The sequence below is a fragment of the Streptomyces sp. RKAG290 genome, from assembly GCF_023701695.1.
GTDB lineage: Bacteria > Actinomycetota > Actinomycetes > Streptomycetales > Streptomycetaceae > Streptomyces.
Genome location: NZ_JAJOZC010000001.1, coordinates 5,595,901 through 5,614,077, shown reverse-complemented (window position 1 = coordinate 5,614,077; position 18,177 = coordinate 5,595,901). Strand labels below are relative to the sequence as shown.

General features: G+C 72.9%; 14 protein-coding genes, 3 pseudogenes and 1 riboswitch. Of the genes and pseudogenes, 9 read left to right on the top strand and 8 right to left on the bottom strand.

The window, feature by feature from the left end:
- Window positions 1-2,411, top strand: a pseudogene (locus LNW71_RS24740) (DUF3488 and DUF4129 domain-containing transglutaminase family protein).
- Between the two features lie 345 nt (window positions 2,412-2,756).
- Here LNW71_RS24740 and LNW71_RS24735 read toward each other — a convergent pair.
- From LNW71_RS24735 to LNW71_RS24725, 3 genes and pseudogenes are all read right to left on the bottom strand, one after another.
- Window positions 2,757-3,154, bottom strand: a pseudogene (locus LNW71_RS24735) (DUF3040 domain-containing protein).
- A 295-nt stretch (window positions 3,155-3,449) separates the two neighbouring features.
- The gene (locus LNW71_RS24730; RefSeq protein WP_250970245.1) at window positions 3,450-4,208 is read right to left on the bottom strand and encodes a methyltransferase; all 759 of its coding nucleotides are present in this window, start codon (window positions 4,206-4,208) and stop codon (window positions 3,450-3,452) included.
- A gap of 103 nt (window positions 4,209-4,311) precedes the next feature.
- Window positions 4,312-4,836 (bottom strand): SAV_6107 family HEPN domain-containing protein, encoded by a 525-nt coding sequence (locus tag LNW71_RS24725; protein WP_250970244.1) that lies wholly within the window; start codon window positions 4,834-4,836, stop codon window positions 4,312-4,314.
- 167 nt (window positions 4,837-5,003) lie between these two features.
- Here LNW71_RS24725 and LNW71_RS24720 point away from each other — a divergent pair, with 167 nt between their 5' ends.
- The 5 genes and pseudogenes from LNW71_RS24720 to LNW71_RS24700 all read left to right on the top strand — a co-directional run bounded on the left by LNW71_RS24720 (window position 5,004) and on the right by LNW71_RS24700 (window position 11,025).
- Window positions 5,004-5,798, top strand: coding sequence for an ATP-binding cassette domain-containing protein (locus LNW71_RS24720; RefSeq protein ID WP_250970243.1), 795 nt, complete (start codon window positions 5,004-5,006; stop codon window positions 5,796-5,798).
- A pseudogene (locus LNW71_RS24715) lies at window positions 5,770-7,856 on the top strand (YhgE/Pip family protein). Before LNW71_RS24720 ends, LNW71_RS24715 begins: the two are co-directional and overlap by 29 nt.
- Before the next feature lie 29 nt (window positions 7,857-7,885).
- Window positions 7,886-8,497, top strand: coding sequence for a TetR/AcrR family transcriptional regulator (locus LNW71_RS24710; RefSeq protein ID WP_250970242.1), 612 nt, complete (start codon window positions 7,886-7,888; stop codon window positions 8,495-8,497).
- A gap of 361 nt (window positions 8,498-8,858) precedes the next feature.
- Window positions 8,859-9,476, top strand: coding sequence for a DUF4126 domain-containing protein (locus LNW71_RS24705; protein WP_250970241.1), 618 nt, complete (start codon window positions 8,859-8,861; stop codon window positions 9,474-9,476).
- Window positions 9,477-9,507: 31 nt separating this feature from the next.
- Window positions 9,508-11,025 carry an NAD(P)/FAD-dependent oxidoreductase gene (locus LNW71_RS24700; protein WP_250970240.1) on the top strand — a complete coding sequence of 506 codons (1,518 nt, stop codon included), beginning with the start codon at window positions 9,508-9,510 and terminating at the stop codon, window positions 11,023-11,025.
- A gap of 235 nt (window positions 11,026-11,260) precedes the next feature.
- Here the strand turns inward: LNW71_RS24700 and LNW71_RS24695 are convergent, their stop codons facing one another.
- From LNW71_RS24695 to LNW71_RS24675, 5 genes are all read right to left on the bottom strand, one after another.
- Window positions 11,261-12,190: a hypothetical protein gene (locus LNW71_RS24695; protein WP_250970239.1), complete on the bottom strand. Its 930-nt coding sequence runs from the start codon at window positions 12,188-12,190 to the stop codon at window positions 11,261-11,263.
- Window positions 12,191-12,240: 50 nt separating this feature from the next.
- Window positions 12,241-13,158 carry a methylenetetrahydrofolate reductase [NAD(P)H] gene (gene metF / locus LNW71_RS24690; protein ID WP_250970238.1) on the bottom strand — a complete coding sequence of 306 codons (918 nt, stop codon included), beginning with the start codon at window positions 13,156-13,158 and terminating at the stop codon, window positions 12,241-12,243.
- A 139-nt stretch (window positions 13,159-13,297) separates the two neighbouring features.
- Window positions 13,298-13,951, bottom strand: coding sequence for a thiamine phosphate synthase (thiE, locus tag LNW71_RS24685; protein WP_250970237.1), 654 nt, complete (start codon window positions 13,949-13,951; stop codon window positions 13,298-13,300).
- Between the two features lie 96 nt (window positions 13,952-14,047).
- The gene (locus tag LNW71_RS24680; protein ID WP_250970236.1) at window positions 14,048-14,413 is read right to left on the bottom strand and encodes an Rv2175c family DNA-binding protein; all 366 of its coding nucleotides are present in this window, start codon (window positions 14,411-14,413) and stop codon (window positions 14,048-14,050) included.
- A 76-nt stretch (window positions 14,414-14,489) separates the two neighbouring features.
- Window positions 14,490-15,746 carry an FAD-dependent oxidoreductase gene (locus LNW71_RS24675; protein WP_250970235.1) on the bottom strand — a complete coding sequence of 419 codons (1,257 nt, stop codon included), beginning with the start codon at window positions 15,744-15,746 and terminating at the stop codon, window positions 14,490-14,492.
- Window positions 15,747-15,864: 118 nt separating this feature from the next.
- Window positions 15,865-15,977, top strand: a riboswitch (TPP riboswitch).
- On the opposite strand from LNW71_RS24675, the gene thiO reads away from it, so the two are divergent.
- The 3 genes from thiO to LNW71_RS24660 all read left to right on the top strand — a co-directional run bounded on the left by thiO (window position 15,975) and on the right by LNW71_RS24660 (window position 18,168).
- Window positions 15,975-17,156: a glycine oxidase ThiO gene (gene thiO / locus LNW71_RS24670; protein WP_250970234.1), complete on the top strand. Its 1,182-nt coding sequence runs from the start codon at window positions 15,975-15,977 to the stop codon at window positions 17,154-17,156. It overlaps the preceding riboswitch by 3 nt.
- The gene (thiS, locus tag LNW71_RS24665; RefSeq protein ID WP_250970233.1) at window positions 17,153-17,371 is read left to right on the top strand and encodes a sulfur carrier protein ThiS; all 219 of its coding nucleotides are present in this window, start codon (window positions 17,153-17,155) and stop codon (window positions 17,369-17,371) included. Before thiO ends, thiS begins: the two co-directional genes overlap by 4 nt.
- A 2-nt stretch (window positions 17,372-17,373) precedes the next feature.
- Complete coding sequence (locus LNW71_RS24660) at window positions 17,374-18,168, top strand: thiazole synthase (protein WP_250970232.1); 795 nt, start codon at window positions 17,374-17,376, stop codon at window positions 18,166-18,168.
- Window positions 18,169-18,177: the final 9 nt, after the last annotated feature.

The window sequence follows — 18,177 nt, the reverse complement described above, 5'->3', positions numbered from 1 at the left end:
ATGAGCGGTCGTGGTCGGCTGGCGCTGTGCGCCTTTGCGGCGACGCTGATGGCGGCGTGTTCGATGCTGCCGCTGGTGGACCCGGTCACCTGGCTTCTGCAGGCCGCGTTCCTGCTGGCCATCCAGTGCGGCGTGGGTGCGCTCGGCCGCCGGGTGCCGCTGCCACGGCTGCTGACCGTCGCCGCGCAGGTGCTGGTCATGCTGGTGCTGCTGACGGTGGCGTTCGCCAGGGAGCAGGCGCCGGCGGGTTTCCTGCCCGGACCGCAGGCCGTGCAGCACTTGGCGGACCTGCTGACGACGGGTGCCGACGATGTCGGGCGGTACGCCATCCCGGCGCCCGCCACGGCCGGTATCCGGCTGATGCTGGTGGGCGGTGTGCTGCTGGTCGGGCTGGCGGTGGACGTGCTGGCGGTGACGTTCCGCAGTGCCGCGCCGGCCGGGCTTCCCCTGCTGGCCCTGTACTCCGTCGCTGCCGGGCTGTCGGACGGCGGCGCGGACTGGCTGTGGTTCCTCCTGGCCGCCTGCGGCTATCTGATACTTCTGCTGGCCGAGGGGCGCGACCGCCTCTCCCAGTGGGGGCGGGTCTTCGCCGGGGCGTCCAGGTCCAGGGGCGGTCCGGCCGCCGGTGTCGACTTCTCGGGCGGCGGGGCACTCGCCCCGGTGCGGACGGGACGGCGCATCGGCGCGCTGGCCCTGGGAATCGCGCTGGTCGTGCCCGCGGCGCTGCCCGCCCTCGACAGCGGTCTGCTGGCCGGTACGGGGGGTGGCAACGGCAAGGGCGGCGGTGGCGGCACCATCTCCGCGGTGAACCCGCTGGTCTCGCTGCAGAACAACCTCAACCAGCCGGACAACCGGCAGGTGATGTCGTACCGCACCAACTCGGCCAGTCCGCAGGACTTCTACCTGCGAATCCTGGCGCTGGACCAGTTCAACGGAAACGAGTGGCGGGCGTCGACCCGGCGGCTGAAGGACGTGCCGAAGCGGCTCCCGAGCCCGGACGGCCTGGACCCGGACGTCGCCGTCACAGAGATCACGTCGAACATCTCCGCCTCCTCTTCGTATCAGCAGACCTATCTGCCGCTCCCCTACCCGGCGACCGAGGTCAGGGTCGGCGGACGCTGGCGGTACGAACCACAGGGACGCACCCTCGTCGGTGACGACGGGGAGACGACCGGCGGCGCGCGGTACGAGGTCTCCAGCCTCCAGGTGCAGCCGACGGCGGACCAGCTCGCCGACGCGGGCCCGGCCCCGGCCACCCTCCAGCGCGAGTACACCCAGGTGCCCGGCTCACTGCCGAAGGTGGTCAAGGAGACGGCCGACAAGGTGACGAAGGGCGCCGGAAACGCCTACGAGCAGGCGGTGAAGCTGCAGAACTACTTCGCCTCGGAGGGCGGGTTCGCCTACGACACCTCGGTGAACTCGGGCACCGGCAGCGCGGCGATCGGCCGCTTCCTGAAGGACAAGCGAGGCTTCTGCGTCCACTTCTCCTTCACGATGGCCGCGATGGCCCGGACGCTCGGGATTCCGGCCCGGGTCGCCGTGGGCTTCACCCCCGGAACCGTGCAGTCGGACGGTTCGTCCTCGGTCGGGCTGCGCGATGCGCACGCGTGGCCGGAACTGTATTTCGAGGGTGTCGGCTGGACCCGCTTCGAGCCGACGCCGTCGCGTGGCAGCGCGCCGTCGTACACGCTGCCGGACGCTCCTTCCGGCGACACGGCCGATCCGGCCGCCCCCGGACGGGCGCCTCGGCCGCGACGCCGGTCGCACCGTCCGCCTCGGACAGCTGCCCGGCGCAGCAGCGCAGGCAGGGCGAGTGCGGCAGCACGGTGGCGCCGGGAGCCGTGGGGCCGACGGATTCGGGGACGCCGACGAGCACCGTGCTGGGAGTGGTGCTGGTGGTCGTGCTCGTGCTGCTGCTGCCGTTGCTGCCACTGCTCTGGCGCGTCCGGGTGCGGGCGCGGCGGCTGAGCTTCTCCGCAGGCCGTACCCCGGGCGACGCCACCGCGAGGACGCTGGCGGCCTGGCGGGAGATCACCGACACGGCATGGGACCACGGCATCGAGCCGGACGAGTCCCGGACGCCGCGCAAGGCCGCGGCGCGCATCGTGCGGCTGGGGCACCTCGGCACCGACGGCGCTGCGGCGGTGCACCGGGTGGCGGGCGCCGTGGAGCAGGTGCTCTATGCGCCGGAGCCGCGGCCGGCCGCCGGCCTGTCGGAGGATGTGCAGGCGGTACGGGCCGGGCTGCGGGCCGCAGCCCGGCGGTTCGCCCGGATCCGCGCAGTCGTGGCACCGCGATCGGCCGTACGAGTGGTGTGGGCGGTCTCGGAGCGGCGAGCCGCGCTGGCCGCCCGGTGGAGCATGCCCCGACGCCCCGCCTGGCTGCACCGCCCGACCCGCCAGGAGAGCTGACCGAAGCCCGCCCGCCGGGCTGCCCTGCCAGGGGCCGCCCGGCGGAGGGGTCCGGCGGAGGGGTCCCGCGGAGGGGCCGCCCGGCCCTGGGCTGCCCGGCGGCCGCCGCCGGCGTCCCGCGTCAGGCTCTTCCGAGCCGGGGCACCCTTCCCGGCCCTCGGGGCCGGGGGCACCCTTCTCAGCCTTGTCGGCCCGTGAAGGGAGCCGCCCCGCCCTTCCGGCGCCCGAGGGCACCCCGCGGGCCCGCTCCACGCGGCTCCACGCGGCCCGCTCCCGGTGCGGGCACACGGGTGAGGGGCGGTCGCAGAAATGCGACCGCCCCTCACCCATAAGTGTTCGAAGCGCTTACTGGCCGTGCTCATCGCGGCGGCGCTGCCACCGCTGCTCGATCCGGTTCATCACGGTCCGGCGCTGTTTGGGCTGTCGACGCTCGCCCCGCCTCCGGCCCCGGCTGCCTGTTGCTCACCCGGCTTGGGCGCTTTGCGCCAAGCCGTGACCGCGAGCACCGCACAGCCCAGCATGACGAGGAAACCCACCACGCTGATCCAGATCTGCTTGGCGACCATTCCGGCCATGAGGAGCGCGATACCCACCAAGAAGCCAGCAACTGCCTGGTAGACCCGTCGCCGGGTGTACGTACGCAGCCCGCTTCCCTCGAGCGCTGTCGCGAACTTGGGATCTTCGGCGTACAGCGCTCGCTCCATTTGCTCGAGCATTCGCTGCTCGTGCTCCGAGAGCGGCACGGAGTCCTCCTCGTCGTCGGCCGCGGGGGGCGGCCGGTATGCGGCCCTTCCAGGATAGGCAGGGAATCGTCCCCGTGAAACCCGCCCTCATTGCCAATCAACCAGTCCGGGCCGCCACGACGGCTCAGCTGCTGAGGCGTTGATTCCCCAACCTCCGGTCCGTCATGCCGGATGGTGTCCCCCGATCATACGGGGCCGAGGCCCTGATCGGGGCTGCTGGGCCGTACTCCGTCTGCGGCTGCGTTGCTGATCAGCCGCGCTACCGTCGTGATCCGGCCGGTCGGTGCCCGGTGCCTCAGGCGGGCTTGGTGCCCAGAACGTGCAGCTGGGTCGCCACCGAGTGGAAGGCCGGCAGTTCGGCGGCCGCCGTCTCCAGCTTGAGAAGGGCTTCCATCGCACCCGGCTCGGTGTCCACCAGGACGCCCGGTACAAGATCCGCGAAGACGCGGACGCCGTGCACCGCGCCGACCTCGACACCGGCCGCCGAGACCAGCTCGGTGAGCTGCTCCGCGGTGTAGCGCCTGGGCATCGGGTCGCCGTCGCCCCAGCGGCCCGCCGGGTCGCTGAGCGCCTGCCTGGCCTCGGTGAAGTGACCGGCGAGCGCCCGGGCCAGGACCGCGCCGCCCAGCCCGGCGGCGAGCAGGCTGAGGGCTCCGGCCGGGCGGAGCGCGTCGACCGCGTGGCGTACGCCCTGGGCGGGGTCGTCCACGTATTCCAGGACCCCGTGGCAGAGCGCCGCGTCGTAGCCGCCGCGCTCGACCACGTCGAACAGGCCGAGGATGTCGCCCTGGACTCCGCGGACGCGGTCGGCGACCCCGGCCTCGGCGGCCCGGCGCTCCAGTGCGAACAGCGCGTTGGGGCTGGGGTCGACGACGGTGACCCGGTGGCCGAGGCGGGCGACCGGCACGGCGAAGTTGCCCGTACCGCCACCGGTGTCCAGTACGTCCAGGGCGTCCCTGCCCGTCGCCTTGACCTGACGGTCGAGGGCGTCCTTGAGGACCTCCCAGACCACGGCGGTACGGAGGGAGGCGCGGGGGCGCAGCTGGTCCGACACGGCAGTTGACTCCTCGGCACGGTGCCGCCGCTGACGGCGGAGCGTGAACAGCGCAGGTGATAGGTCCCGTCCACCCTATTGCCTCGCGCCGCCCGCGCCGCCCTCACTCCTGCGGCCGCTCCGTGCGGGGCTGCGGGAGCACCGGGTGGAGGGACAGCAGCCGCTCCACCAGGCGCAGGAACATCGACACGTCGCGGAGCAGGTCGTCCGCGTCACGCCGGCCCGCCGCACCGGGTATGCCCGCCTCCGCCCGGGCCCGCCGGCCGGCACCCGAGGCGAAGAGCGCGCTCCACTCGGTCAGCTCCGGGGCGATCTCCGGGAGGACCTCCCAGGCGCTGCGGATCCGCTCCCGGCGCCCCCGGGAGGGCTCGGGACGGCCGCGGACGGCGAGCACCGCGGCGGCGGCGCGCAGCGCGGCGAGGTGAGCGGTGGCATACCGCTCGTTGGGCACGTCGAGAACAGCTGCCTCTTCGAGACCGGCGTGGGCCTGGGCGAGGAGATCGAGAGCGGCGGGCGGCGCCGTGGCGCGCCGGAGGACGGGGTGTACGTCGCTTGCCGGACCGGTCAGTGAGGGGGCAGGGCCGTCTGCGCGGCGTCGTGGAGCGGCTGCTGCGGACGAGTGGGCCATGGCAGAACCTCCTGTCTCGTAACGGCTTCGTGGCCGTCGTGTACCCATCGTGACGGCCGCCACTGACAATTGGCCTCGATTCCCTCCCGACCTGGCCTTTTGCTTCGATCGCAAGTTCGGGCTACATTTTTGCACTGACTGGTCAGTTCAAAGAATGGAGAGGGTCTGTGGACAGCCCGCACGGGGCGGCGGTCACCGCCGAGGACCTCGGGCTCAAGGGGCCACGCGGCTGGGCCTTCCGCGGTGTGACTTTCAGCGCCGGGCCCGGCTCCCTGATCGCGGTCGAGGGCCCGTCCGGCTCCGGCCGCACCTGCCTGCTGCTCGCCCTCACCGGCCGGATGCGCTCCACCGAGGGCCATGCCGAGACGGGGGGCCTGCGCCTGCCGCGCCGGGCCGCGGCCGTACGCCGCATCGCCGCACTCGGCCCGGTGCCGGGGGTGAGCGAGCTCGACCCGGCCTTCACGGTCGCCGAGCACCTTCGCGAACGCGCTCTGCTGCAGCGCCGCTTCGACGGCTCGCTGCGCGCCCTGCTGCGCCCGCGCCACGAGCGCGTCGCCACCGCCCGGGCGCGGATCGACACGGCGCTGGCGGCCGCCGGTCTCGACCCGGCCACCCTGCCCAAGGCCGAGCGGACCTCCGTGCGGGACCTGGAACGGCTGGAGGCGCTGCGGCTCTCGCTCGCTCTCGCGCTGATCGGCCGGCCACGGCTGCTCGCGGTGGACGACGCCGACCTCAAGCTCTCCGACGCCGAGCGCACCGAGGCCTGGGAGCTGCTCCGCTCCCTCACCGCCGACGGCACGACCGTGCTGGCCGTGTGCAGCCAGGCCCCGGCGGACGCCGTCGTCGTGCGCACGGGCACCACCCCGGCGGAGCACGCCGGCCTCACCGACGCCGCGGAGCCGGCGGACCTCATGGACGACGAAGGGACGGCCGATGCGTTCGCCGAGACTGGCCGCTCTTGAACTCAGGCGCTTCGGCAGGGGGAAGCTGCCACGCGCCGCGCTGGCCGCGCTCCTGCTGCTGCCCCTGCTCTACGGCGCGCTGTACCTGTGGTCGTTCTGGGATCCCTACGGCCGCCTGGACCGCATCCCGGTCGCCCTGGTCAACGACGACAAGGGCGCCGCGGCCGAGGGCAAGCGGATCACCGCCGGGGACGAGATCACCGGCAAACTGCTCGACTCCAAGGTCTTCGACTGGCACCAGGTGAGTGCCACGGAGGCACGCCAGGGCGTCGAGGACGGCACGTACTACCTCTCGCTGACGATGCCTTCCGACTTCAGCAAGCGCATCGCCTCCAGCGCGGGCGACTCCCCCGAGACCGGCGCGCTCCAGGTCCGCACCAACGACGCGAACAACTACATCGTCGGCCAGATCTCCCGGACGGTCTTCTCCGAGGTCCGCACCGCGGCGTCGACGAACGCCTCCCGCGGATTCCTCGACCGGATCTTCATCAACTTCTCCGATCTGCATGACGCGACGGAGAAGGCGGCCAAGGGGGCCGACGATCTCAAGGGCGGGATCGGCAAGGCGAAGAAGGGCTCCAAGGACCTCGCGGACGGGCTGAAGGACGCCAAGGCCGGCAGTGGCCGGCTGGCCGGCGGCATCGTGAAGCTGGACAAGGGCGCCGGTGACCTGGAGACCGGCTCGCGCCAGGTCGCCGGCGGCACCCAGCTGCTCGCCGACAAGGTCAACGGGGTGGCCGGTGACGTCCGCCCGTTCCTCAAGGACAACGGCAAGTCGATCGGCGACACGGCCCGGCTGGTCGCCGATTCCTCGCAGACCGTACGGGACAACCTCGACGTGCTGGTCAAGGCGGCGCCCGCCGCCGCCACCGCCGCGCACAAGGCCTCCGACGATCTCGCCGCCGTCCACCGCGCCCGGTGCGAGGAGCAGCCGCTCCCCGACCCCACCGTCTGCCCGCCGCTGAAGCGGGCCGTGACGGCGGCGGCCGACGTCGCCGCGGTCGCGGACGACGTGAACGTGCTGGTGAAGAACCAGAACGGGGACCTCAAGAACCTGCGCGGCCAGTTGACGACCCTGCAGAAACAGGCCGACGCCCTCGCCGAGCGCGCGCCGCATCTGGACGAGGACCTCGACACCGCCGTCGCGAAGATCAACAAGCTCAACACCGGCGCCCACAAGGTCGCCAAGGGCGCCGACCAGCTCCACACCGGCCTGGCCACGGCCAAGTCCGGCTCGGCCGACCTGAACACCGGGGTCGGCAAGCTGAAGAAGGGGGCGACGAGTCTGAACAGCGGAATGATCCGCCTCGGCGACGGCTCGGCCACCCTCGCCCAGGGTCTCAACGACGGCGTCGGCAAGATCCCCGACTACGGCAAGAAGGACCGCGACTCCCGCACCGGAGTCATGTCCGACCCCGTGCACCTGGCCTCGCGTTCACTCCACGAGGCGCCCAACTACGGCACCGGCTTCGCCCCCTACTTCATCCCGCTCTCCCTCTGGGTCGGCGCGATGGTGGCGTACATGCTGATCCAGCCGCTCAACCGGCGCGCGCTCGCCGCCGGGGCCCCGGCCTGGCGGATCGCCCTCGCCGGCTGGCTGCCGGTGGCCGCGATCGGTGTGCTGCAGGTGGCCGCGCTGATGTCCGTACTGCACTGGGGGCTCGGCCTGCAGATGGTCCGCGCCACCGGGACGATCGGCTTCCTGGCACTGGTGACGTGCTGTTTCGCGGCGATCGTGCAGTGGTTGAACGCGCGGTTCGGGGCGGCGGGACGCATCCTCGTACTCGCGGCGCTGATGCTCCAGCTGACCTCGGCCGGGGGACGTATCCCGTGCAGACCAGCCCGGGCTTCTTCAACGCGATCCATCCCTACCTGCCGATGAGTTACGTCGTCGAGGGGCTGCGCCGGCTGATCACGGGCGGCGGACTCGGCCCGGTCTGGCAGGGCTGCGCGGTACTGCTGGCCTTCACCGCGGGGGCGCTCGCGCTGACCGCCGTCTCCGCGCGCCGCAAGCAGATGTGGACACTGGACCGGCTGCACCCGGAGCTGAGCCTGTGAGCGCTCCTGGACCTGTGAGAATCAGGAGCATGGAAAGCAGTAGCACCACGCGCCGCCAGGTCACCCGGCAGAAGCTCTACGAGGCGGCCGTGACCCTCATCGCCGAGAAGGGCTTCTCGGCCACCACGGTCGACGAGATCGCCGAGCGCGCCGGGGTCGCCAAGGGCACGGTCTACTACAACTTCAAGAGCAAGACCGAACTCTTCGAGGAGCTGCTGCGCCACGGCGTCGGGCTGCTCACCTCCTCGCTGCGCTCCGCGGCCGAGGAGACCGACGAGCGGGGCGGCAGCCGGGTCGAGGCACTGGACGCCATGATCCGGGCCGGTCTGGCGTTCATCGACCGCTACCCTGCCTTCACCCAGCTCTACGTGGCCGAGCTGTGGCGCACCAACCGTGCCTGGCAGGGGACCCTGCTGGTGGTGCGCCAGGAGGCCGTCGCCGTCGTCGAGGGGGTGCTCAGGGAAGGGGTCGCCGGCGGCGAGCTCAGCGAGGAGATCGACATCCCGCTGACGGCGGCCGCGCTGGTCGGCATGGTGCTGGTGGCGGCGCTGGACTGGCAGGCGTTCCAGCCGGAGCGGTCCATCGACGACGTGCACTCGGCACTGTCCCTGCTGCTGCACGGGCGGGTCAGCGGGCGCTGAACCGGCGCCGCGCGAGGTTACGCACGCACGAGGACGCCGGTCCGGCGGGGCTCGATCCCCCCGAGCCCCGCCGGACCGGCGTCTTGCGTGCTGCCGGAGAACCTTCCCCCGTGACCCTCGTTCCCCCGTGGTCCCCGGGTCCTCCGTCGCGCACCCCCGTTCGGAAGGGGGAGCCGCGCCTGCTCCGCCGCCCCGTGCCGGCGGTACCGGCGCAGCGCCCCTTCCGTGGTCCCCACTCTGCCGTCTTCGCAGGTCGCGGCCCATCCGCGCGCCTACTCATCTCACCCCCTGGGTACGCGTACTCAGAACTGCGCACCGGAGCCCTCCCGCAGCAGTACGCCACCTGGTTACGATCACGTCCGTGTCCGTACTCCCCCTGGTGTTCACAAGCGGCTGGGCGAGCGGGATCAACGCCTACGCGGTGGTCCTTCTGCTCGGCATCTTCGGCGCGACCGGTGTCACCGACGAGGTGCCCGCCTCGCTGCAGCGCACCGATGTGCTCGTCGTGGCCGGTGTGCTCTTCCTGTGCGAAGTCGTGGCCGACAAGATCCCGTACGTGGACTCGGTCTGGGACTCGGCGCACACCGTCATCAGGCCGCTCGCCGGTGCCGTGGTGGCGGCGCTGCTGGCGGGCGAGAGCGGTTCGCTGCCGGAGCTCGCGGCCGGGGCCGTCGGTGGTTCCACCGCGCTGATGAGCCATCTGGTGAAGGCGGGCACCAGGATGGCGGTCAACACCTCCCCCGAACCGTTCAGCAACATCGCGGTGAGCACGGCCGAGGACCTGGGCGTCGCCGGAGTCATCACCTTCGCCATATTCCATCCGTGGATCGCGGCCGTCATCGCCGGGACCCTGCTGCTGCTCGGCCTGGTGATACTGGTCTTCCTCGCCTCCCGGATCCGCCGGTTCCTGCGCCGCAGAGCGCAGCGGCGGGAGGAGAGACAGCTGGCAGGCACCCGGTCCCGCTGGCCTGACGGCTGAGCTGTCGGTGGCGGCCGTTAAGGTCGCTGCCATGGCACGTATTGCGGTGATCGGCGCCGGCATGGGCGCGATGTCGGCGGCGGCCCGGCTGGCCGTGGCAGGCCACCGGGTGACGGTGTACGAGCGGTCGGAGACCTTCGGCGGCTCGGTCGGCCGCCATGCCCGGGACGGCTTCGCGTTCGACACCGGGCCCTCCCTCCTGCATCTTCCCGCCGTCTACCGCGACCTGTTCGTGAAGACCGGCAAGGAGCCGCTGGAGCGGTGCGTGACCCTGACCCAGGTCGATCCGGCGAGCCGCCACGTCTTCGCGGACGGCACCGCGGTGTCGCTGCCGAACGCCTCGCGGGCCGGGGTCGTCGCGGCTCTGGACACCGCGCTCGGGGACGGTGCCGGCGAGAGCTGGGGCGCGTTCCTCGACCGGGCCGGGGAGACGTGGGACCGGTCCCGGCGGCCGTTGCTGGAGGAGCCGCTGCGCCCCGACCGGCAGGTGCTGGCCCGCGACCCCTACCCGGCGCAGGTACGACGCCGGCTGCTGCGCCCGGCCCGGCAGGCGGCCACGGTGGCGGAGATCGGGGCCTGGGAGCTGACGGACCCACGGCTGGCCGCCCTCCTGGACGGGTACGCACTGTCCTACGGCCTGGATCCGCTGCACGCCCCGGCGAGCGCGGCCCTGCTGCCGTACATGGAGGAGACGTTCGGCAGCTGGTACGTCATCGGCGGCATGCGGGCGCTGGCACAGGCGGTGTACGAGCGGTGCCTGGCGCGGAAGGTGGAGTTCGTCCTCGGTGCCGAGGTGGTCCGGATCGTCGAGAAGGACGGCAGGGCGGCGGGCGTGGAGCTGGCGGACGGGACGGTCGCGGAGGCCGGCCACGTGGTGCTGGGTGCCCGGCCGCATCCGGGGCTGGTGCCCGGTCAGGACCTCCGGCAGGACGGTGACGTGGCTGCTGGGCCCGGGCCGGAAGGCGGTGGGGCGGCGGGCCGGTTCCTGGTCCTGCTCTCCCTGCGCGGCGCCCGGCCGGCGGATGCCGTGCACCGGACGCTGGTGCATCCGGCGGACGGGGCGGCCGAGCGGGCGGCGGTGTTCGGGGGCCGGCCCGCCGAGCACCCCACCGTCACGGTGCTGCGCCCCGATGACCCGTCGACCCGCCCCGACGCGGCCCACGAGGCCGTGACGCTGATGGCGACGGTCGCTCCGCACGGTCCGGTGGACTGGACGGACGCGGCGTTGCGGGCGAGGTACGCGGACACCCTGATCGACGCGGCGGGTGCGGCCGTGCCCGGCTTGCGGGACCGGGTGCTCCACGCGGAGGTGCGGACGCCCGCGGAGACGGCCACGGAGACCGGCGCGGAGGGGGGCTCGGTTCCGCCGCCCGCGCTGGCCGGGGCCGGGGGCGGGTACCTGCACGCGGGTAACCGCACGCGGGTGCCTGGTCTGTTGCTCGCGGGCGGCTGGTCGCACCCTGGCGGCGGGCTGGCACACGCGGGGATGTCAGGGGCGTTGGTCGCGGGGCTCATCGTCGAGGGGGACGGGTTCCGCGGCTCCCGGTGAGGGGCGCCGGCGGGCGTGGCGCGTGCGGATGGCAGTGCGGTGGCCGGATACCGGTGCGGTGGCCGGGACGGGCGGGTGCCGGGTGCGACCGGGTGGCCGCTTCGTCCTCAATCGCCGGACGGGCTTGATTGGTTGGCCCTGCCGGCAGGCTTCAGGGCTTCGGGAGGCCGGACGGGCTTGATCGGCCCTGCCGGCAGGCTTCCCTGAACGGCCCTGGCGGCCGGCTTCGGGTCGGTCAGTAGCGGTACTGGTCGTTGTGGCCGGTGTCGTAGCCGTTCGGGTACGGGGCCGGCTGGGCGGGCTGTTCCGGGGGCATCGGCGGGTAGTGCTCGCCCTCGCGCTGCTGCGGCACCCAGACGCCGCCCGGCGGGGTCTCGGGGGCGTACTGCTGGGACTGGGCGTACGGGTCGGCGTACTGCTGCTGGCCGCCGTAGCTGTCGTGGTTCCCGTAGCTGTCGTACGTGCCGTACTGCGGGGTGCCGGTGGTGGTGCCGATGTACGGGTCGGAGTACGCGGCGTACTGCTGCTGGTCCGTGCCGTAGTCGTACTGCCCGGCGCCGGCATAGGCGTCCTGGCCCGCATAGGTGTCCTGGCCGCCGTACGTGTCCTGGCCCTGCGCCGGGTACGCGGAGTAGTCCGTGTACGGGTCGTAGGCGGCGTACTGCGGCTGGCCCTGGGGCTGCGGGGGCTCCTGGTGCTGCTCCTGCTGGGGCAGGGGATCGGTGTAGATGCCGTACTGCCCGGTGTCGTCCGGCAGCGGCTCCGGCTCGTAGACCGCGGCCGCCGGGTTCACCGGGGCGGAGAGGGGTTCCGCGGGTGCGCCGCGGTCGTACTCCGTCTCCAGGTCCGAGACCTGGAGACGGGGCTCCCGGTCGGCGGCACCCCCGCGGCGGCGACGGCTCGCGCCGGGGCTGCCCCCTATGGCCCAGCCGGTCGAGAAGCCCCGCCGGAAGGAGAGCGTGACGTACGTCTGGCCGGTCGCGAAGGCGACCGCGCCGAGGGCGATGACGGGCACGGACGGCATCAGGACACCGATGACCACCACGAGGAACCCGGTGAAGGCGAGCAGACGCCAGCGCAGGCGCGCCTTGTACTGCAGCAGCACCTCACCGAGCAGCCACAGCGCAACGATGCCGAACGCGATGTAGAGGACCGTCCAGCCCATGCCCGCCCCCTTCTACGGCCACCGCCCCGGATCGTGGCGGGTACGGCCGGTCACGACTGCTTATGCAGTCCGAGATTTTCGTAGATCTCGAGCGTCGCGGTCGAGTTGTTCAACGTGATGAAGTGCAGTCCGGGGACGCCCTCGGAAAGCAGCTTCGCGCAGAACTGCGTTGCGAAGTCGATGCCAATGGAGCGTACAGCGATGGGGTCGTCCTTGGCGGCGAGGATGCGTTCTTTCAGGGATGCGGGCACGGTCGCGTTGCTGAGCTGCGCGAAACGCTCCAATTGGCGGACGCTGGTGAGGGGCATCACCTCAGGAATGACCGGGGTGTCGCAACCCGCAGCGACCACCCGGTCACGCATACGCAGATAATCCTCGGGGTCGAAGAACATCTGCGTGATCGCATAGTCGGCACCGGCACGGCACTTGTCCACGAAATGCCGGATGTCGGTGTCCCAGTCGGCAGAGCGCGGATGCATCTCCGGGAATGCCGCGACGCCGACACAGAAATCGCCGGCCTCCTTGATCAGCCGGACCAGGTCGGCCGCGTAGCGCACACCCTGCGGGTGCTCGACCCACGGGCCCATCGGGTCGCCGGGCGGGTCTCCGCGCACGGCGAGGATGTTCCTGATCCCGGCGTCCGCGTACTGGCCGACCATGTTGCGCAGCTCGGCGATGGAGTGGTTGACCGCCGTGAGGTGCGCCACCGGGGTGAGGGTGGACTCGGCGGCGATGTCCTGGGTCGCCTTCACCGTTCCGGCCCGGGTGGAACCACCGGCCCCGTACGTCACCGAGACGAAGCTGGGCCCCATCGCCTCGACCCGGCGCAGCGCGTTCCAGAGATTGCGCTCGCCCTTCTCGGTCTTGGGCGCCCAGAATTCGAACGAGTACGAGGTCTTGCCGGTCGCGAGCATCTCACGCACGGTGCGCGCGTGATCTGTCCTGGTGGAGGATGTGCCAAGGGCCATACCGGCAGGTTAACCAGGGCGCGCCAGCCACCCAACCGAACCGGCGCGATTTGCCCGAATTGACCGGTACTTGTCCACGCTTCGGACACTCTTGTCCCAAACACGCCGCCCGGACTGCCCGGGCACGGCTCCCGCCGGATCACGCCTCGGCGCGCGCCCGGACCCTTTTGGCCAGCTCAGCGGCGGCGGCAGCGGGATCCGTCGCCTCGGTGACGGCCCGTACGACGACGACCCGGCGCGCGCCGGCGTCCAGCACCTCGTCGAGGTTGCCGGCGTCGATCCCGCCGATGGCGAACCACGGACGTGCGGGGGCCAGCGAGGCGGTGTAGCGGACGAGGTCCAGGCCGGGTGCGTGCCGGCCCGGCTTGGTCGGGGTGGGCCAGCAGGGGCCGGTGCAGAAGTAGTCCACACCGGGCTCGGCGGCGGCGGCGTCGACCTCGGCCTCGGCGTGCGTGGAACGGCCGATGACCACGTCCTGGCCGACGATCGCGCGGGCGGCCGGGACCGGCAGGTCCCCCTGGCCCAGGTGCAGCACGTCGGAGCCGATGGCGTGGGCGACGTCGGCCCGGTCGTTGACCGCGAGGAGCTTGCCGTGACGCCTGCAGGCGTCGGCGAACACCGCGAGGTGTTCGAGCTCCTCGGCCGCCTCCATCCCCTTGTCGCGCAGCTGGACGATGTCCACGCCGCCGGAGAGGACGGCGTCGAGGAACTCGGGCAGGTCGCCCTGGCGCCTGCGGGCATCCGTGCACAGGTAGAGCCGGGCGTCGGACAGCAGCGCGCGAGGCGTGGACATGGTGCGGTTCCCCCGGGAGAGCGATGAAGGTCGGTCGGTCGTGCGGAGGCGATGCGGGCCGCACTGCGCGGCCCGCATCCCCTGTACGGCTGTCGGTCAGACGGCGAGCGCCTGGGCGCGGCGCTTCACCTCCGTGCCACGATTCTCACTCAGCGCCTGCGCGGGCGTGCCCGGCAGGCTCGGGTCGGGAGTGAAGAGCCATTCCAGCATCTCCTCGTCGGAGTAGCCGTCGTCCCTCAGGAGCGTCAGGGTCCCCGAAAGGCCCTTGACCACCTTGTCGCCGTCGATGAAGGCAGCAGGCACCTGGAGGGCCCGGTTCTCACCACGTCGTACGGCAATCAGCTGGCCCTCCTTGACCAGCTGCCGCACACGCGTCACCTGGACATCGAACAATTCGGCGATGTCAGGAAGGTGGAGCCAGGCAGGGACGAGAGCATCGATCTTTGCGTCAATCTCGGTCACAGGACAAGCCTGCCATCCCGGACCGACAGCCGATACCCGGACTCAGCCCTTCAGGTCCCCGCCGCTGCCCGCGGGCCTACTGCGGGGCCGCCGACTTCAGCGGTACGGACGGGTCGCCGGCCCGTCCGGGGTCGAGCCGCGTGCCCGCCTCGATGAGCTTGCGCCCCTGGATCAGGTCGCGCGGCCGGCCGACGGCGAGGACGGCGACCAGGACGCCGTCCCGCAGCCAGCACACCGACCAGGCGGCGGCTGCCGGGTCGCCGCGCCACAGCAGGGTGTCCGCACCGCCGTGATGGCCCGCGTACTGGACGAACCGGCCGAACTGCTCGGACCAGAAGTAGGGCACGGGATCGTAGGCGGGCGGCTCCGGCCCGTCCTCGCCGGCCGCGCCGATGACGTGGGCGGCAGCGGTCCGCGGCCCCTGCAGCGCGTTGTCCCAGTGGTGGACCAGGAGCCGCGCCCCGTAGCGCGCGGAGGGGAACGAGGCGCAGTCGCCGACGGCGTACACATCGGGCAGGGAGGTGCGCAGCGCGGCGTCGGCGGTCACCGATCCGTCGGGCCCGAGTGCGACGCCGGAGCCCTCCAGCCAGCGGGTGGCGGGCCGGGCGCCGATCCCGACGACGACCGCGTCCGCCGGGAGCGTGCGGCCGTCCGCCAGCACCACGGCGCCGGGCTCGACGCGGGCCACCCGGGCCCCGGTGAGGAGGTCGGCGCCGATCTCGGCGTACCAGGCGGCCATCGGGGCCGCGACCTCGGCGGGCAGCGCGCCCGCGAGGGGCCTGGCGGCGGCTTCGACGACGGTGACCCGGCAGCCGGCGGCGCGGGCCGCGGTGGCGAACTCGGCGCCGATCCAGCCCGCGCCGACGACCACGACGGTGTGCCCCGCGTCCAGGACGGGCCGCAGCCGCGCCGCGTCGTCCAGGGTGCGCAGCAGGTGGACGCCGGGCACTCCCTCGGAACCGGGGAGGACGACGGGTTCGGCGCCGGTGGCGATGACCAGGACGTCGTAGGGAACGGGGCCTTCGGAGGTGTCCAGTTCATGGGCCCCGGCGCGCACGCCGGTGACTTCGCAGCCCAGCCGCAGCGCGATGTCCAAACCCTCGAAGTCGATGTCGAAGGCGGATTCCTCGGCCTTGCCGAGCAGCACCGCCTTGGACAGCGGCGGGCGGTCGTAGGGCTGATGGGGTTCGGCGCCGATCAGGGTGACGGTGCCGGTGAAGCCCTGCTCCCGCAAGGCCACCGCGGTCTGCACACCCGCCATGCCCGCCCCGGCGATGACGACCCGGCGCTCCGCCTGCCGGTCCGGCCGCTGTGTCCGCTGCTGCTCGCTCACCCACCCACCTTAAGCACCTGACGCGCCGTCAGGAAAGGAGTCCTCCACCGCGCTCGTCCCACCGCCCTCCCGGGGGACCACGTCGCCGCCCCGGGGGCGGGGTCTAGGGTGTCAGCCGTAAGACACTCGCGGGAGCCCGGACGCACCGGGCTGAGAGGGAGGCTGGACGGCCTCCGACCGTACGAACCTGATCCGGGTCATGCCGGCGAAGGGAGGGGCTGGACGCCCATGCGTAGCCACCACACGAGCGGGTCCGACGTCCTCGTCATCGGGGGCGGCATCATCGGCCTGGTGACCGCCTGGCGGGCCGCACAGCGCGGCCTGTCCACGGCGGTGGCCGATCCCGACCCGGGCGGCGGGGCCGCCCAGGTCGCAGCCGGCATGCTGGCCGCCGTCACCGAACTCCACTACGGCGAAGAGATGCTCCTGGGTCTCAATGTCGCCTCCGCCGCGCGCTACCCGGCGTTCGCGGCCGAACTGGAGGCGGCGAGCGGTCAGGACATCGGCTTCCGCGCCTGCGGCACCCTGGCCGTCGCGCTGGACTCCGACGACCGCGCCCATCTGCGGGAACTGCACGAGCTGCAGCGCCGCTCGGGGCTGGAGTCGGAGTGGCTCACCGGCCGGGAGTGCCGCCGTCTGGAGCCGATGCTCGCGCCGGGCGTGCGCGGGGGCCTGCGGGTGGACGGGGACCACCAGGTCGACCCGCGCCGGCTGGCCGCCGCGCTGCTGACGGCGTGCGAGCGGGCCGGAGTCGTCTTCCACCGCCACCGTGCCGAGCGGCTCTCGGTGCTGCGCGAGCGGGCCGTCGGCGCCGTGCTGGCCGACGGCACGGAACTGCCGGCCGATCAGGTCGTGCTGGCCGCGGGCAGCCTCAGCGGGCGGCTCGCGGGGGTGCCGGACCATGTCCTGCCGCCCGTCCGCCCGGTCAAGGGGCAGGTGCTCCGGCTGACGGTCCCGACCGCGTACGCCCCCTTCCTCAGCCGTACCGTGCGGGCCGTGGTGCGGGGCAGCCACGTCTACCTCGTGCCGCGTGAGAACGGCGAGCTGGTCATCGGCGCCACCAGCGAGGAGATGGGCTGGGACACCACCGTCACGGCGGGCGGTGTGTACGAGCTGCTGCGCGACGCCCACGAACTGGTGCCCGGCATCACCGAGCTGCCGCTCACCGAGACCCGGGCCGGTCTGCGCCCCGCCTCCCCCGACAACGCCCCGCTGCTCGGCCGCACCGCGCTGGCGGGCCTCCACCTCGCCACCGGACACCACCGCAACGGGGTGCTGCTCACCCCCGTCACCGGCGATGCCATGGGGCAGCTGCTGGCGGGCGGCGAGCTGCCCGAAGTGGCGCGCCCCTTCTCCCCCGGCCGTTTCTCACTCGCCGCCGCCCCCGTACGTCAGGAGCAGCCCGCATGACCCAGCCCACCTCCCTCTCGGTGTCCGTGAACGGCGAGCGGGTCGCCGTCGCCGCGGGCACCACCCTGGACGCCCTCGTGGCGACGCTGACCGGCGCACCCTCGGGAGTCGCCGCCGCGCTGAACGAGACCGTCGTGCCGCGTGGCCAGTGGCCCGCCGCCGCACTCACCGACGGCGACCGGGTCGAGGTCCTGACCGCCGTCCAGGGAGGCTGACCATGTCCGACGACGTCTTCACCCTCGGGGACACCGTTTTCGGCTCCCGGCTGATCATGGGGACGGGCGGGGCGCCCAGTCTCGATGTGCTGGAGCGCTCGCTGGTCGCCTCCGGCACCGAGCTGACCACCGTCGCGATGCGCCGGCTCGACCCGACCGTGCAGGGATCCGTGCTCTCCGTACTGGAGCGGCTCTCCATCCGGGTCCTGCCGAACACCGCGGGCTGCTTCACGGCCGGCGAGGCCGTGCTCACCGCCCGCCTGGCCCGCGAGGCACTGGGTACCGACTGGGTCAAGCTGGAGGTGGTGGCGGACGAGCGCACCCTGCTGCCCGACCCGATCGAGCTGCTGGACGCCGCGGAGACCCTGGTGGACGACGGCTTCACCGTCCTGCCGTACACCAACGACGACCCGGTACTGGCCCGGCGGCTGCAGGAGGCGGGGTGTGCGGCGATCATGCCGCTCGGCTCCCCCATCGGTTCGGGCCTGGGCATCCGCAATCCGCACAACTTCCAGCTGATCGTCGAGCAGGCGCGGGTTCCCGTCATCCTGGACGCGGGCGCCGGGACGGCGTCCGACGCGGCGCTCGCCATGGAGCTGGGGTGCGCGGCTGTGATGCTCGCCTCGGCGGTGACCCGGGCGCAGGAACCCGAGCTGATGGCCGCCGCGATGCGGCACGGGGTGGCGGGCGGACGGCTGGCGTACCGCGCCGGGCGGATCCCGCGGCGCCACTTCGCCGAGGCATCGTCGCCGGTCACAGGCCGTGCGGCGCTGGATCCGGAACGCCCGGCCTTCTGAGTCCGGACC

Excerpts from the sequence above, each read along its gene's own strand:
- LNW71_RS24725 (WP_250970244.1), bottom strand. The coding sequence starts at position 4,836 with ATGGCCCACTCGTCCGCAGCAGCCGCTCCACGACGCCGCGCAGACGGC.
- LNW71_RS24710 (WP_250970242.1), top strand. The coding sequence starts at position 7,886 with ATGGAAAGCAGTAGCACCACGCGCCGCCAGGTCACCCGGCAGAAGCTC.
- LNW71_RS24700 (WP_250970240.1), top strand. The coding sequence starts at position 9,508 with ATGGCACGTATTGCGGTGATCGGCGCCGGCATGGGCGCGATGTCGGCG.
- LNW71_RS24695 (WP_250970239.1), bottom strand. The coding sequence starts at position 12,190 with ATGGGCTGGACGGTCCTCTACATCGCGTTCGGCATCGTTGCGCTGTGG.
- metF (WP_250970238.1), bottom strand. The coding sequence starts at position 13,158 with ATGGCCCTTGGCACATCCTCCACCAGGACAGATCACGCGCGCACCGTG.
- thiE (WP_250970237.1), bottom strand. The coding sequence starts at position 13,951 with ATGTCCACGCCTCGCGCGCTGCTGTCCGACGCCCGGCTCTACCTGTGC.
- thiO (WP_250970234.1), top strand. The coding sequence starts at position 15,975 with ATGCGTAGCCACCACACGAGCGGGTCCGACGTCCTCGTCATCGGGGGC.
- thiS (WP_250970233.1), top strand. The coding sequence starts at position 17,153 with ATGACCCAGCCCACCTCCCTCTCGGTGTCCGTGAACGGCGAGCGGGTC.
- LNW71_RS24660 (WP_250970232.1), top strand. The coding sequence starts at position 17,374 with ATGTCCGACGACGTCTTCACCCTCGGGGACACCGTTTTCGGCTCCCGG.